Here is a 13,472-nt window from a genome sequence, read left to right as displayed (position 1 = left end):
TCCTGAGGGTGTGAGGAACCAGGGCCCGCCCCGCATTCGGGGGTGGGGCGGGCCCTGGCTGGCGCGGAGCCGGGGGGAGGCTCGACGCGCCGGTCTGGGGTGGGGTCAGACAGATCCGAGCAGGCCCGCGATCGACTCGTTGTAGGCGACGGCGGCCGTGTTGTAGCAGGGCAGGCAGAGGAAGCTGACCGGCGGCTCGTAGTCGAACGGGTCCCAGGGCTGCTCGGGCGGCTGGAATCGGAGCAGCGTCCGCTCCTGCTGGCAGTCGGGGCAGGTGCCCGTCTTGGAGGCCCCGTGGATGAGGGCTTCCTTCTGGAGCTGCAGCTCCTCCTGGATGGCGTTGTAGGAGAGGCCGCACCGGGTGCAGTCGCTCGGGCGGAAGATGGATCCGTGGGGCGGGAGCACGATGTGGCTGTGCTTGCAGAGTGAGACGGTCACTACGGTCCCTTTCTGGGATGCTTGGGGTGCGCCCCGTCGAATTCACCTCGACGGGGCGTCCTGCTGAGTGGTGCCGCCGGGCCGGCAGGTCGACTCACTGCTGGGCCCGGCGCGATCAGGCGGCGTGGGGGCCGGTGATGGGGAGGAGGAGGTCGGCCTGGTAGCTGGCGGACACCTCGGGGAACTGGTGCTTGTCGATGAGGTGGTCGGTGATGTCCTCGGCCGCCTTGCTGGTGGTGGCGGTGATGTGGACGTGGTGGGTGCAGTGCGGCGCCGGGCAGCGCAGGTAGTCGGTCATGCCGCGGCCTGCTTCCGGTGCTCGCAGGTCCCCTTGATGCAGGGGAGGGCCTGCGCGTCCCACTGCTCGCGGGTGAGGAGCCGGATCGTCCAGCCGGCCTTCAGTTCGCGGTCGCGGTCACGCTGCCGCGGGGTGAAGTCCTTGTGGGCGTCGGTGGCGGTGATGGCGGTGTCGCCGTGGCTGCTGCTGTAGACGCAGCCGGTCGCGTCGGCGCGGATCCAGAAGCACTGGGAGAGGGGGATGACGGTGTCGTCGATCTGGACCATGAGCTTCACGAGGTCTCCCAGAGGTGGCGTGCCGCGCGGAGCATGGCGGCGAAGAAGGCGGCGGCTGCGCTGAGCGTCAGCCAGGCCCGGGTCACTGGCTGGCCGCCGCGGTGCGGAGGGCGTATTCCTCGTAGGACTCGGTGTGCCCGTCCCGGATCGAGGCGGTGAAGTCGGCGGTCATCACCGCGCGGGCGAGCTGGCTGGTGGGGCGTTTCGGGAGCGGGATCAGCGGCCCGTGGTCGTGGTAGACGTCCGGGAGCGGGACCGGCAGGGGGTGTCCGCCGCCGAAGAGGAGGGGTTCGCCGGTGTCCGTGTAGCGGCCGGTCCACGTCCACTCGACGCCGATCACGTCGACGAAGCCGCCGGTCAGGTCGAACTCGGTGCCGTCGTGCAGGTAGGTGGTCATGACGGCCTCCCGTAGTCCCGCCCACGGAGGTCGGGGTCGATGTCGAGGAAGGCGTGGCACTGGTCCCAGTGGTCGCCGTCGGGCTGCGGGTTGGCGGCGAGGAAGTGGGCGCGGATCTCAGCGATCTGCTGCTCCAGGTCGGCGAGCGGCACATCCAGCTGCTCGATGCGGTTGCCGGTCACGACGCCTCACCCCTCTGCTGCGGGACGGAGGCGGCACAGGAGAGGCACACCAGTCGCCTGTGGAGCTTCTTCTTGGGGTTTCCGCACGACGAGCAGGTCGCGTTGTCTTCGGCTGGCCAGCCGACCGGCAGGCCGAGGAGCTGCGACAGCTGGCGGCGGGCCTCGGCGTGACCGGACCACCGGTAGTAGTCGCGGTTGTTGCTCGGGCTGCAGCCCCGCAGGTTGTCGACGTACTCAGCGCGAGCGGCGCAGAATCCGGCGACCTTCTCGGCGGCGGCCTCCAGCTCGGCGACCTGCGCCCGCAGCATTTCCAGCTCGCCCGCCTGCTCGGCCAGCGCTTCGGCGACGGCGTTGTCGACCACGCGCTGGGCGATCGAGCCGGACGCGGCGCCGCCGTGCAGCAGCATGAAGGTCAGGTCTTCGCGTCGCGTCGAGTCCTCGCGGGCGCTCATGCCGCGCTCCCGGGGGTGACGACGAGCTTCGGGCTGCAGGCGGCGAGGGTCTTGTTCGCGCGGGCCAGCCGGCCGACGGCGACCTCGAAGTCCTGGCGGTCCTCGTCGCAGCCGAGCGGGCGGAGTCGGCGGATCTCGCGGACCTCACCGACGGCGTCGATCTCGGCCTGCAAGACGGGGAGGGGGATCGACGTGCCGATCAGCATGGCGACGGAGTCGGGGATCGGGACGCCCGGGAGGGTCAGGGTGATCACGCCGCACCTCCGAGGTGGAGCTGGGTCGGGTACTGGGCCGCGTAGAAGCGATCCCACGCCTCCTCGAACACGGGCAGGTGCCGGGCCGTCCACGCGTAGGTCTCGCGGACCGAGCCGTTGGGCAGGTCCGTCTGCCGCCGGCCCGGCTTCTCCCCGTGCTCGGCCTCGTACAGGGCAGCGGCGCGGCGGCCGAACCAGGACTGCACCGACTCGATCTGCTTCCGCTTCAGCCCCTTGCCCTTCAGGAAGTCGGGCACGTACAGCGGCACGTCGAGGGGGTCGACCTCCGGCTCCTCACCCAGGGCGCGGGCAGCGACCAGGCGGGCCTTCGTCTCCAGCCAGTCGGGGGCGACGATGCCCGACAGGATGGACAGGACTTCGGCCTGCTGCTTGGCGCGGGAGATCAGGGAGTCGAGCTGCTCTTCGGTGGCGCGCGGGTTGATCGCGCCGCCCTGCGTCCAGTACGCCTCGATCGCATCCGCGGTCTCGTTCTGGAACGCGATCAGCGTCGGGCGGGCGGACTCGATGACGCGGGCCTCGTTGACCGTGGCGAGCAGCATCAGGAACGTGCGGACCGGGACGACGGCCATCTCGCGGAGCTTGCCGTCCTCCGCAACCGTTGCCTTCTGGGCAACGGTTGCCCACGAGCGGGTCTGGAGCTTGCGGTACTGGGCGGGGTAGCTGAGCCCGAGCTCTTCGACGGCCGGCTTCAGCACGATGTGCGGCTGGTCGTCGACCATGACGGAGTGGATGGAGCCGGCCGAAAGGTCGAGTTTTACGACCTGCCGCGACTCGGGGGATGATGTAGGCAACGGTCTGCCCTTCTCTTGTCTCGATGGCGAGGGGTGGATCAGGGCCGTCTGCCGGGCTCTCACACACCGGCGGCGGCCCGCAAAGCCGAGCTAGGCGGCGAGGCGGCTCTCGGCCGGGCGCATGGAGTACTCGACGTCCTGGACCGCGGCGTTGAAGGCGTCGATCGCCTCCTGCTCCCGCTTGGCTGCGAACTGGTCGACCCACTCGATGCGGGCCGCAAGCCGCTTGCCGATGCGGACGGTGGGCGGCGTCTCGCCGCGCATCCGCCACTTCCGGTAGGTGTGGTAGGTGATCCCGAGCCGGCTGGCGATGCCGAGGATGATCCGGCCGTCGGCCGTCTCGTAGTCCTGGGCCCAGACGAACCCCTCGGGCGGGGCCGGGATGCTGAGCTTTGCCTTCTCGGACACTGGATGCCTCTCTGGTTGAGGGCCGACCGGCCCTGACGTTGGTTGCTACTTCCCCGGAGTCGGTCCGTTCCGATCCGGAGACGTGGAGGGCGCGAAGAGGACTCGCAGGTCCACGCCTACGGCCTCCGCGATGGCCTGGGCGTCTTCGGCCCCGACATAGCGCCGTTCGCCGGTGAGCAGGTGCCCTATGAGCGAGTGGTGTCGACCGATCTCGGCGGCGAGGGTGCGAGTCGAGAAGGGGACCTCCCGGCCAGGGTGGTCCATGATCCATCGAAGGATCTGCCTGCTGAGGAGTTCATAGCGCACGCTCACCGTCTCCCGATCGGAACAGTTCGGCTCTCGGTGTGAACATAGAAGCACATCGGATACGAACCGTCTACCGATCCGAACGGCTGGATGTGAAGTTTTCGCCAAAGGAGGGCCGCTGTAGCATCAACCTGTAGACGCTTCGTCTTCGAAGCGAGAAGGTTGTACGGCCTGACCTGCGATTTGCTGGATCAGGACGGTCCGGACGAGAGACACCCGTGGCAAACGAGATCCGAGGAGAAAGCGGCATGGAGGCGTCAGCCCCCGGGCAGAACCGCACTACCCCCTCGCACGACATCCCCGACGGCCTGGCCAGGGACATGGATCGCGACGTGCTGTCCCAAATGGTTCGCAGCGTCAACGACGACGGCCGGGGCGTCTCCTACCAGGAGATGTCCGACCGTGCGGCAGCGGCGGGCTACGAGCTCTCCAAGCCGTACTTCCAGAAGATGGCCACCAACGCCGTGACCACCGCACCCAGCCCCGACCGGCTGCGCGCCCTGGCGGCAGGCCTGCAGAAGCCCCTTCCCGTCGTTCAGCGGGCGGCGGCCATCCAGTACCTCGAATACGAGGCGACCGAACTGGCTGGCTACGACGACGACATCCGCGTCATCGTCGCCCACCTCGCCGGCATGGGTCGCTCCGAGCGCCGCCGCTGGCAGGCGATGATCGAGGCGGACGAACGAGCGAAGCGCGACGAAGACTGATCACAGCCAGAGGGGCGTGTCCGGTTGCGGATCGAAACGGATCCGCAACAGACCGTTGAGTACCGGTCAGCATGGCGATATGTTGCCGGTTCACCCATACGCCCCAGGGGACCCCCATACCCTGCCTGGCCCTACGGGGGTAGGTCTGTGCTCTCCGTCAGCTACAAGCTTGAGGATCTCCCGGAAGACGCCCCCGTGCGTGTACTTGAAGGCCGAGGATGGGTTCGATACGAACTCGCCCGCGGCCTTTTCGTGCCCGAGGGGGTGGCAGCACTCAACTCCGCCGCCAGCATGATCGTCGCTGGAGGACAGTGGTTCCAGCTCTGGCGGGGCGAAGTCGTCCGCTTCGACTCGCCGCAACTGGAAGGAGTCCCCCATGCCCGGGTACATCGAGGACCGCTGGTTTAAGAAGGGGCCGCCGGACCCCGCCACGGGGCGGGCGACGCGCGCCAAGACGGCACGGCACGGCCAGGGCAAGAGATGGCGCGTCGCCGGTATCCCCGGCGTGCGCGACCGGTCGTTCGAGAAGGAAGCCCAGGCGAAAGCCTGGCTGAAGGAGTCGGCGACCGACGCCACGCGAGGCACGTTCTACGACCCGCGCGACGGCAACATGCTCCTCGACGAGTACGTCCGCAAGCACTGGTGGCCGAACCTGCGGAAGGCGCCCGGGACGAAGCTGTCGATGCAGCCGCGCGTCTTCCGCCACATCCTCCCCCACTGCGGCCACCTGTCGCTGAACCGGATCGGCCACGACGAGATCCGGGCCTGGCTCACCCGGGTCGAGCAGGACATCGACGTCAACACCGTCCGCACCACGTGGCGCCACTTCTCCTCGATCATGCAGGCGGCACACAAGGCGAAGCGGATCCCGGAGAACCCGTTCAGGGACGAGGACCTCTCGCCACCGGCGGCACCCCCGTCGAAGGCGAAGGCCTGGTCGCAGGAGACTGTGGCCGCGGTCAGAAGCGAGCTGCCGGAGCGCTACCAGATCCTGCTGCAGCTGGCGGTGGGCGCCGGCCTGCGGCAGGGCGAATGCTTCGGCTTCTCGCCCGACGACATCGAGGACGACGACGAGATCGCTGTGACGCGGCAGGTGGTCCGGGTGGGCGGCAAACTCGGCTTCGCGCCGCCGAAAGGCAACAAGGTCCGGACGGCGCCGTGCCCGCCGGAACTGGCCCGCGCGGTCAAGGAGTACGCGGCAGCCCATCCGCCGGTCGAGGTGACGCTGCCCTGGGTCGACCCCGACCGTCCGAGCCTGGACTGGGAGAAGCGCCCGACCCGCACAGTGCGGCTGCTCGTCACGACCCCCAGGACGGCCAGTCTGAGCGGCGGCGCGATGAACCGCTCGTACTTCGACGAACGGCTGTGGAAGCCGGCTCTCGCCGCCGCCGGTCTCATCCCGCCCCCGGTGGTCGAGTACGTCCAGCCGAAGACGAAGGGCAAGCAGCCGTGGCGGCGGGTGTCGTGGCAGATGCCGCGCGAGGACGGATTCCATGTCACCCGGCACACGTTCGCCAGCATTGTCCTCTCGGAAGGCGAGACGATCACACAGCTGGCTTCGTGGCTGGGGCACAGCGATCCGGCATTCACGCTGCGGACCTACGTGCACTTCATGCCGAAGTCTGGGAAGAAGGCGTTGGCGGCGCTCGGGTCCTGGATGGTCTCTCCGGGCGGGCATTCTCCCCAGATTCTCCCCAGCGGAGCCCCGGAAGAGAATGAAGCCCCCTAAGTCCCAGGCCAGGGACTTAGGGGGCAGACGAGCCGGGCTGTACGCCGGGTTCTGTTCCCCGGGACCTCGCGGTCGTCGGGGTGACGGCCATCCATCTAGGGCCGGCGTTGCCGCCGGCCTCGTGCGGTCTACCCGCGGACTCGGGCGAGCAGCCCTCGAACATCCGCGCAGGGACACCGGGGTGTCCCCTCTTGACCTTGCTCCGAGTGGGGTTTACCTAGCCGCCTGAGTCACCTCAGGCGCTGGTGGTCTCTTACACCACCGTTTCACCCTTACCGGCGGACCGAAGTCCCCGGCGGTCTGTTTTCTGTGGCACTGTCCCGCGGGTCACCCCGGGTGGCCGTTAGCCACCACCCTGCTCTGTGGAGCCCGGACGTTCCTCGGGGAGATCCGAGGATCTCCACGCGGCCGCCCGCCCGGCTCGTCTGCCGTGCCGACCATGCTACCCGGCGATCAGGAGCCCGGCGGACTCCCCCGGAGGGACCGGCCGGCCCGCCTTGACCTTGCCGCAGCGTCAGGGTTTCTACTGGGCCTCATGCGTATCGGCGAGATCGCCGCCCTGGTCGGGGTCACCCCCCGCGCCGTGCGGCACTACCACCAGTCGGGCCTGCTGCCCGAGCCCCCGCGGCGGGCCAACGGATACCGGGAGTACGGCGTCCGCGACGCCGTCCTGCTCGCCCGCGTCCGGCGGCTCACCGAGCTGGGGCTCGGTCTGGACGAGGTGCGTGACGTGCTCGCCGGTGACGAGGGGCGCGGGCTCGTGGACGTGCTGGAGGAGCTGGCCCGGGACCTGGCCCGGCAGGAGGCCGGGATCCGCGCCCGGCGCGAGCGGCTCGGCCCCCTCCTCGCCGAGGCCCGCGCCGGACGCCTGCCCGCCGACGGGCCCCTCTCACCGGAGCTGACCGCGCTCCTCTCGGGCCTGGGCGAGCTGCCCGACTCCCCGATGGCCGCGAAGGACCGCGACATCCTGGCACTGCTCGACGTCGTCGTCCCGGACGAGGAGCGGGCGCGGCTGATGGAGCTCATGCGCGGGGCCTCGGAGCGGGCGCGTGAGGTGTATCCGCTGCTCGACGCGCTCGACGGGGCCGCTCCCGACGATCCCCGGGTCGCGGAGGCCGCCCGTGTGCTGGCGGCCTGTCTGCCCGACGAGCTGGGGGTGGAGATCCCTAGCCCCGAGCCCGGCGCCTCCGGCCTCTCCGGCGCCTCCCTCTCCGACGCCCTCTTCGCGGACCTCGCCCCGGCCCAGTCCGCCGCCGTCCACCTCGCCATGCGCCTGGTCCGGAAGGTCGCGGCACCTTGTGCGGGGGCGGGGCGTCCGCTCCCTGCGCCCGAGGCCGTGCCGCCAGGTCCGTACGGGGCAGGCCCACCGTCCGCTCCCTGCGCCCTGGCCGTGCCGCCCGGGCCGTACGGAGCCGGGTCTCCCACCTCGTACGCTGGTTGCCGGGGCCGCACCCCCATCCCCGTACGGACGAAGGAGAACCACCGTGCTCGTGCTGTTGCCGCCCTCCGAGGGCAAGGCCTCCTCGGGGCGCGGGGCGCCGCTCAAGCCGGAGTCGCTGTCCCTGCCGGGGCTCGCGGAGGCGCGGGCCGCGGTCCTGGACGAGCTCGTCGAGCTGTGCGCGGCCGACGAGGAGAAGGCGCGCGAGGTGCTCGGCCTCAGCGAGGGCCTGCGCGGCGAGGTCGCGAAGAACGTGGAGCTTCGGACTGCGGGCGCCCGGCCCGCCGGGGAGATCTACACGGGCGTGCTGTACGACGCCCTGGGCCTCGCGACCCTGGACACCGCCGCGAAGAAGCGCGCCGGAAGGTCCCTGCTCGTGTTCTCCGGGCTGTGGGGCGCGGTGCGGGTGACCGACCGGATCCCGTCGTACCGCTGCTCGATGGGCGTCAGACTGCCCGGGCTCGGCGCGCTCGGCGTCCACTGGCGGGGCGCGATGGCCTCCGTACTGCCCGAGGAGGCCGGGGACGGGCTCGTCCTCGACCTGCGGTCCGCCGCGTACGCGTCCGCGTGGAAGCCGAAGGGCGAGGTGGCGGCGCGGACCGCGACGGTGCGGGTGCTGCACGCGCCGACACGGAAGGTCGTCAGCCACTTCAACAAGGCGACGAAGGGCCGGATCGTCCGCAGCCTGCTGGAGGCGGGGGCGGCTCCGCGCTCACCGGAGGAGCTGGTCGTGGCGCTGCGGGACCTGAGGTACGTGGTGGAGGAGGGTGGGAAGCGCGGGGCGCTCGACGTCCTGGTCGACGAGATCCACTGAGTCGACGGGATCCGCCCAGTCGACGGGCGCTGAGGGGCCGCCGGGAACGCTGGGATACGCCGGATTCGCCGGGAGCGCCGGTCCGCACCTCGTTCCCGGCCTTCGGGCCCTTACTGCTCCTCACTGAGCCCGTCACCCCCTCCCCCTTCGTTGCGCTGTGCGCAACGTCCGTTGCATGCGACGCTCCCCATGGGCAGGATGGCGCCCATGACGAGCGTGTTCGACCTTGCCCCGGAAGTCCCCTCCGTCCCCGTCGTACCGGTGGTCGTGATCGAGGACGCCGCCGACGCCGTACCCCTCGCCCGGGCCCTCGTGGCCGGTGGTCTGCCGCTCGTCGAGGTCACCCTGCGTACGCCTGCCGCGCTCGACGCCGTGCGCGCCATCGCCGACGAGGTGCCGGGCGCGGTCGTCGGCGCGGGGACGGTCGTGACGGCGGCCGGTGTCGCGGACGCGGTCGACGCCGGGGCGCGGTTCCTGGTCAGCCCCGGGTGGACGGAGCGGCTGCTCGGCGCGATGCGTGACTCGGGGCTGCCCTTCCTGCCCGGCGTGTCGACGACCTCGGAGGTCGTCGCGCTGCTCGAACAGGGCGTGGCGGACATGAAGTTCTTCCCCGCCGAGGCCGCGGGCGGCGCCCCGTACCTGAAGTCCCTCGCGGGACCGCTCCCCCAGGCCCGGTTCTGCCCGACGGGCGGCGTCTCACTCGCCTCCGCCCCCGCCTACCTGTCCCTCCCGAACGTCGGCTGCGTCGGCGGTACGTGGATGCTGCCGCCCGACGCCCTCGCCGCGCGCGACTGGGCGCGGGTGGAGGCGCTTGCGCGCGAGGCGGCCGCGCTGCGGGGGCCGGTCAGCCCGCGGTCCCGGTGAACTCCGCCCCCAGGTGGTCCGTCACCGGGCGGTAGCCGAGGCGCCGGTAGAGGGCGTTGCTGGTGGGGTTGGCGAGGTCCGTGAAGAGCAGGATCCGGGTGGCGCCCCGGTCGGCCGCGACCCGGCCGATCGCCGCGGTGGCCCCCGCCGCGTAGCCGTTGCCGCGTTCGGCGGGCGGGGTGTAGACGAGGTGGACGCGGGCCTGGCCCTCGCTCGTCCGGGAGACGGCGGCCATCGAGACCGGGCGGCCGTCGGGCGCCTCCCAGAGGACGAGGCGGCCCTCGGAGATCCGTTCGGCGGCGAAGCCGGTGTAGTCCTCGGCGGGCTCGTCGCCGATGGCCGCGGCGAACTCCCGCGTCCAGGCCGCGACGACCGGGATGTCCGGCGCGGCGGCCGTACGGTGCCGGCCCGCGGGGGCCGGGTCCGGCGGGACCGGTACGCCGAGCCGGAAGAGCCGCATGCGGACGACGGGCTTCCACGGGCGCCCGGAGGCCCTGGCGTACGCCTCCACCGCGGCCGTCTCGCCACGGACCCGGACCGGCTCCTCCCCCGGCCGGGAGGCGAGCGCGCGGGCCGCCTCCTCCGTCGTGGCACCGAGGTCGAGGTCCCCGGCCCCGGAGACCGCGAGGACCCCCGCGACCCGGTCGTCGGGACCGGCCCACCAGCCGAGCCGGGCCGCCCCGTCCATCCGGGTCAGCACGACGGTGTTCCGCGTGGGCTCGGCGGCCAGGTGCGCCCCGGCCGCGGTCCGGAAGGCGGCGGTGTCCTCGGTGAAGTGCCAGGTCATGACGGGATGGTGGTACGGGGCACCGGCACCGCGCCACCTCTTTACGGCCTCCGGGGCCGACGGCCCTAGCGGAGGTGGGAGGTGTCGTTGAGGAGCCGTACGGACGCGTTGCCGTCGGCGTAGTAGGCGACCGCGGAGATCGACGCGGCCGAGAGCTCCATCCGGAACAGCGACTCCGGCGGGGCGCCGAGAGCCAGCCGGACCAGCGTCTTGATGGGCGTCACATGGGTGACGAGGAGGACCGTCCGGCCCGCGTGGGCGGCGGCGAGCCGGTCGCGGGTCGCCGCGACACGGCGGGCGACGGTCGCGAAGCTCTCGCCTCCGCCGGTGGGCGCGGCCTTCGGCGAGGCCAGCCAGGCGTCGAGGTCCTCGGGGTGCCGCTCCCGCACCTCACCGAACGTCAGCCCCTCCCAGGCCCCGAAGTCCGTCTCGCGCAGGCCCTGTTCGACGCGCACGTCCAGCCCGAGGCGGGCGGCGACGGCGGCGGCGGTCTGGCGGCAGCGGGTAAGCGGCGAGCTGACGATCTCCTGGACGGTGCCGCGTGCGGCGAGTGCCGCCGCCACGGCCTCGGCCTGCCGGAGGCCGGCCGCCGAGAGCTCGGGGTCGGTGCCCCCGCTGCCGGAGAACCGCTTCTCGGGGGTGAGCGCGGTCTCCCCGTGCCGGAGGAGGACGAAGGTGGCGGGGGCCCCCATGTCGGGCCCGGCCGACCAGCCTTGGGCGGGGGCGGCGGCCGGCTGCGCGGGCACGGCGGATTCGGTGGGTACGGCGGCCCCGCGGTCCGTCAGGCCCGTGGCGCCCGCCTGGGCCTCGAAGTCTCCCGAGGCCGGGGTCGTGAAGGCCTCCTCGGCGGCGAACAGGCCGTCGTCCTGGGCCGCCGCGTGCGTCACGGTGCCGGGCCGGGCGCCCGTGCCCGTGCCCGTACGACCCTGGCCCTCGGCGGAGGCGCCCGTGCCCGTACGACCAGCGCTCGGTTCGCCGGAGGCGCCCGTGCCCGTCGCCAGGGCCGCGCGGGCCCGGGCCGCGCCCGCCGTCGCGTCGCCCGGCGGACCCGAGGGCGCCGGGGGCAGGGTCGCGGCGTTGCGGGCGGCCGCGGTGTCCAGGGCGGCCGTCGAGTCGGACGGCTCCCACGGGAGGCCGCGCTTGCCCGCGTCCATCGCCTCGTTGGCGAGCCGGTCCGCGTGCTTGTTGCGCTCGCGCGGGATCCACTCGTAGCGGACCCGGCCCGCCGGGAAGACCCGGCCTGCCTCGGCCGCGAGCGGCTTCATGTCCGGGTGCTTGATCTTCCAGCGGCCGGACATCTGCTCCACGACCAGCTTGGAGTCCATCCGGACGTGGACGGTGGCGTCGGGGAACAGCGCCCGCGCCGCCTTCAGGCCCGCCACCAGGCCCTTGTACTCGGCGACGTTGTTCGTCGCCACGCCGATGTACTCGGCCGTCTCCGCGAGGGTCTCGCCCGTCGCCGGGTCCAGGACCACGGCGCCGTACCCGGCGGGCCCCGGGTTGCCCCGGGAACCGCCGTCCGCCTCGACGATCACCTCACGCGAAGACGACGTCATTACAGGCCGGACTCCGACGTGCGGACGAGGATCCGACGGCAGTTCTCGCAGCGCAGGACCGCGTCCTTGGCCGCGGCACGGACCTCGTTGACCTCGGTGATGTTGAGCTCGATGTGGCAGCCCTCGCACTTGCGCTGGTACAGCCGGGCCGCGCCGACGCCGCCCTGCTGGACGCGCAGCTTCTCGTACAGCTTCAGGAGGTCCGCCGGGACGGTGCCCGCGACGAGCTCGCGCTCCTTCTCCACGGACGCCTCCTCGGTGGCGAGCTCGCCCTCGGCGGCGTCACGGCGGGCGGTCGCGTCGTCCGTCTTGGCCTGGACGGCGGAGACCCGCTCGGTCAGCTCGCCGAGGCGCTCCTGCACGGACTCGCGGCGCTCCATGACCTCCAGGACGATCTCCTCGAGGTCGCCCTGGCGCTTGGCGAGGGAGACGATCTCGCGCTGGAGGTTCTCCAGGTCCTTCGGGGAGGACACGGCGCCCGAGTCGAGGCGCTGCTGGTCGCGCGCGGCCCGCTGGCGGACCTGGTCGACGTCCTGCTCGGCCTTGGTCTGCTCGCGGCCGCAGTCGCTCTCCTCGGTCTGCGCGGCGACGAGCAGGTCGCGCAGCTGGGTGAGGTCCTTGGTCAGCGACTCGATCTCGGCGTGCTCGGGCAGCGAGCGGCGCTTGTGGGCGAGCTGCTGGAGACGGACGTCGAGGGCCTGGACGTCGAGGAGGCGGATCTGGTCGGCGGGCGCGGCGTTCAGTTGGGGGCTCCAGGGGAGGTGTGGTCGGAAGGGGCGCGCGAAGCGCTCTCTGGAAGGGCGGCGGGGACGAGGTGGGCGGACCAGGGGTCGGTGACCGTCTTCGAGACGTGGACGCGGAGGTCCCAGCCGTGACGGTCGGAGATCTCGTCGAGCTGGGCGGCGGCCTGCTCGCACCAGGGCCACTCGGTGGCCCAGTGGGCGGCGTCGACCAGGCCCAGCGGCGACTGCTGGGTCGCCTCGGAGACGGGGTGGTGGCGCAGGTCCGCGGTGAGGAAGGCGTCCACGCCGGCGGCTCGTACGGCGTCGAACAGGCTGTCGCCGGAGCCGCCGCTGACGGCGACGCGGCGCACGGTCATGCCGGGGTCGCCCGCGACGCGGATGCCCTGCGCGGTGGCGGGCAGCCGCTTCGCCGCGCGGGCGGCGAACTCGGCGAGCGTCTCGGGGTGGTCGAGCTCGCAGATCCGGCCCAGGTTGTTCTCGGGCACGAGGGGGCCGGTGACCCGGAGGTCGAGGGCGCCCGCGAGGGCGTCGGAGACGCCGGGGTCGGCGGTGTCGGCGTTGGTGTGCGCGACGTGGAGGGCGATGTCGTGCTTGATGAGGCCGTGCACGACGCGGCCCTTGAAGTGGCCGGCCGCGACCGTCGTCGTCCCGCGGAGGTAGAGCGGGTGGTGGGTGACGATCAGGTCGGCGCCGAGGGCGACCGCCTCGTCGGCGATCTCCTGGACCGGGTCGACGGCGAAGAGGACGCGCGTGACCTCGGCGTCGGGGTCGCCGCAGACGGTGCCGACGGCATCCCACGACTCGGCCCGCTCGGGAGGCCAGAGGGCGTCGAGCGCGCCCCTTCCGACCACACCTCCCCTGGAGCCCCCAACTGAACGCCGCGCCCGCCGACCAGATCCGCCTCCTCGACGTCCAGGCCCTCGACGTCCGTCTCCAGCAGCTCGCCCACAAGCGCCGCTCGCTGCCCGAGCACGCCGAGATCGAGTCGCTGACCAAGGACCTCACCCAGCTG

At 72.3% G+C, this 13,472-nt stretch carries 18 protein-coding genes, 1 other RNA gene and 1 pseudogene; 5 read left to right on the top strand and 15 right to left on the bottom strand.

The window, feature by feature from the left end; genetic code table 11:
• Nucleotides 1-105 precede the first annotated feature (105 nt).
• The 10 genes from EAO70_RS20645 to EAO70_RS20600 form a co-directional block, all read right to left on the bottom strand.
• Nucleotides 106-438 carry a hypothetical protein gene (locus tag EAO70_RS20645; protein WP_148004352.1) on the bottom strand — a complete coding sequence of 111 codons (333 nt, stop codon included), beginning with the start codon at nt 436-438 and terminating at the stop codon, nt 106-108.
• Between the two features lie 115 nt (nt 439-553).
• Nucleotides 554-736, bottom strand: coding sequence for a hypothetical protein (locus EAO70_RS20640; protein WP_148004351.1), 183 nt, complete (start codon nt 734-736; stop codon nt 554-556).
• Nucleotides 733-1,011, bottom strand: a complete 279-nt coding sequence (locus EAO70_RS20635) for a hypothetical protein (RefSeq protein ID WP_148004350.1) — start codon at nt 1,009-1,011, stop codon at nt 733-735. The genes EAO70_RS20640 and EAO70_RS20635 overlap by 4 nt, the downstream gene beginning before the upstream one ends.
• An 82-nt stretch (nt 1,012-1,093) precedes the next feature.
• Nucleotides 1,094-1,408: a phiSA1p31-related protein gene (locus EAO70_RS20630; RefSeq protein WP_148004349.1), complete on the bottom strand. Its 315-nt coding sequence runs from the start codon at nt 1,406-1,408 to the stop codon at nt 1,094-1,096.
• Nucleotides 1,405-1,590, bottom strand: a complete 186-nt coding sequence (locus tag EAO70_RS20625) for a hypothetical protein (protein ID WP_148004348.1) — start codon at nt 1,588-1,590, stop codon at nt 1,405-1,407. Before EAO70_RS20625 ends, EAO70_RS20630 begins: the two co-directional genes overlap by 4 nt.
• Nucleotides 1,587-2,042, bottom strand: coding sequence for a hypothetical protein (locus tag EAO70_RS20620; RefSeq protein ID WP_148004347.1), 456 nt, complete (start codon nt 2,040-2,042; stop codon nt 1,587-1,589). Before EAO70_RS20620 ends, EAO70_RS20625 begins: the two co-directional genes overlap by 4 nt.
• Nucleotides 2,039-2,296 carry a hypothetical protein gene (locus tag EAO70_RS20615; protein WP_410091300.1) on the bottom strand — a complete coding sequence of 86 codons (258 nt, stop codon included), beginning with the start codon at nt 2,294-2,296 and terminating at the stop codon, nt 2,039-2,041. The genes EAO70_RS20620 and EAO70_RS20615 overlap by 4 nt, the downstream gene beginning before the upstream one ends.
• Nucleotides 2,293-3,171: a phage antirepressor N-terminal domain-containing protein gene (locus EAO70_RS20610; protein WP_261992964.1), complete on the bottom strand. Its 879-nt coding sequence runs from the start codon at nt 3,169-3,171 to the stop codon at nt 2,293-2,295. Before EAO70_RS20610 ends, EAO70_RS20615 begins: the two co-directional genes overlap by 4 nt.
• Nucleotides 3,172-3,198: 27 nt before the next feature.
• Nucleotides 3,199-3,516: a hypothetical protein gene (locus EAO70_RS20605; protein WP_148004345.1), complete on the bottom strand. Its 318-nt coding sequence runs from the start codon at nt 3,514-3,516 to the stop codon at nt 3,199-3,201.
• A gap of 45 nt (nt 3,517-3,561) precedes the next feature.
• On the bottom strand, nt 3,562-3,828 hold the full coding sequence (locus EAO70_RS20600; protein ID WP_148004344.1) for a hypothetical protein: 267 nt from the start codon (nt 3,826-3,828) through the stop codon (nt 3,562-3,564).
• 212 nt (nt 3,829-4,040) lie between these two features.
• On the opposite strand from EAO70_RS20600, the gene EAO70_RS20595 reads away from it, so the two are divergent.
• Both EAO70_RS20595 and EAO70_RS20590 read left to right on the top strand, forming a co-directional pair.
• The gene (locus EAO70_RS20595; RefSeq protein WP_148004343.1) at nt 4,041-4,529 is read left to right on the top strand and encodes a hypothetical protein; all 489 of its coding nucleotides are present in this window, start codon (nt 4,041-4,043) and stop codon (nt 4,527-4,529) included.
• A 376-nt stretch (nt 4,530-4,905) separates the two neighbouring features.
• On the top strand, nt 4,906-6,258 hold the full coding sequence (locus EAO70_RS20590) for a tyrosine-type recombinase/integrase (protein WP_148004342.1): 1,353 nt from the start codon (nt 4,906-4,908) through the stop codon (nt 6,256-6,258).
• A 24-nt stretch (nt 6,259-6,282) separates the two neighbouring features.
• On the opposite strand, the gene rnpB is transcribed toward EAO70_RS20590, so the two are convergent.
• An RNA gene (rnpB, locus tag EAO70_RS20585) (RNase P RNA component class A) lies at nt 6,283-6,682 on the bottom strand.
• A 111-nt stretch (nt 6,683-6,793) separates the two neighbouring features.
• On the opposite strand from rnpB, the pseudogene EAO70_RS20580 reads away from it, so the two are divergent.
• The 3 genes and pseudogenes from EAO70_RS20580 to eda form a co-directional block, all read left to right on the top strand.
• A pseudogene (locus EAO70_RS20580) lies at nt 6,794-7,543 on the top strand (MerR family transcriptional regulator); the annotation flags it as partial.
• A gap of 199 nt (nt 7,544-7,742) precedes the next feature.
• Nucleotides 7,743-8,510, top strand: coding sequence for a peroxide stress protein YaaA (gene yaaA, locus EAO70_RS20575; protein ID WP_148004341.1), 768 nt, complete (start codon nt 7,743-7,745; stop codon nt 8,508-8,510).
• A 207-nt stretch (nt 8,511-8,717) separates the two neighbouring features.
• Nucleotides 8,718-9,374 (top strand): bifunctional 4-hydroxy-2-oxoglutarate aldolase/2-dehydro-3-deoxy-phosphogluconate aldolase, encoded by a 657-nt coding sequence (gene eda, locus EAO70_RS20570; RefSeq protein ID WP_148004340.1) that lies wholly within the window; start codon nt 8,718-8,720, stop codon nt 9,372-9,374.
• Here the strand turns inward: eda and EAO70_RS20565 are convergent.
• The 4 genes from EAO70_RS20565 to EAO70_RS20550 all read right to left on the bottom strand — a co-directional run bounded on the left by EAO70_RS20565 (nt 9,355) and on the right by EAO70_RS20550 (nt 13,311).
• Complete coding sequence (locus EAO70_RS20565; protein WP_148004339.1) at nt 9,355-10,161, bottom strand: GNAT family N-acetyltransferase; 807 nt, start codon at nt 10,159-10,161, stop codon at nt 9,355-9,357. The two genes, eda and EAO70_RS20565, sit on opposite strands and share 20 nt — an antisense overlap.
• A 65-nt stretch (nt 10,162-10,226) precedes the next feature.
• Complete coding sequence (locus EAO70_RS20560) at nt 10,227-11,717, bottom strand: bifunctional RNase H/acid phosphatase (protein ID WP_148004338.1); 1,491 nt, start codon at nt 11,715-11,717, stop codon at nt 10,227-10,229.
• Complete coding sequence (locus EAO70_RS20555; protein WP_187284028.1) at nt 11,717-12,460, bottom strand: zinc ribbon domain-containing protein; 744 nt, start codon at nt 12,458-12,460, stop codon at nt 11,717-11,719. The genes EAO70_RS20560 and EAO70_RS20555 overlap by 1 nt, the downstream gene beginning before the upstream one ends.
• Entirely contained in the window at nt 12,457-13,311 is an 855-nt protein-coding gene (locus EAO70_RS20550; RefSeq protein WP_148004337.1) for a Nif3-like dinuclear metal center hexameric protein, read from the bottom strand. The genes EAO70_RS20555 and EAO70_RS20550 overlap by 4 nt, the downstream gene beginning before the upstream one ends.
• Between the last annotated feature and the right edge of the window lie 161 nt (nt 13,312-13,472).

This window comes from Streptomyces sp. adm13(2018) (genome assembly GCF_008042145.1).
In the GTDB taxonomy this organism is placed as follows: domain Bacteria; phylum Actinomycetota; class Actinomycetes; order Streptomycetales; family Streptomycetaceae; genus Streptomyces.
This window is presented reverse-complemented; position numbering and strand designations above follow the sequence as displayed.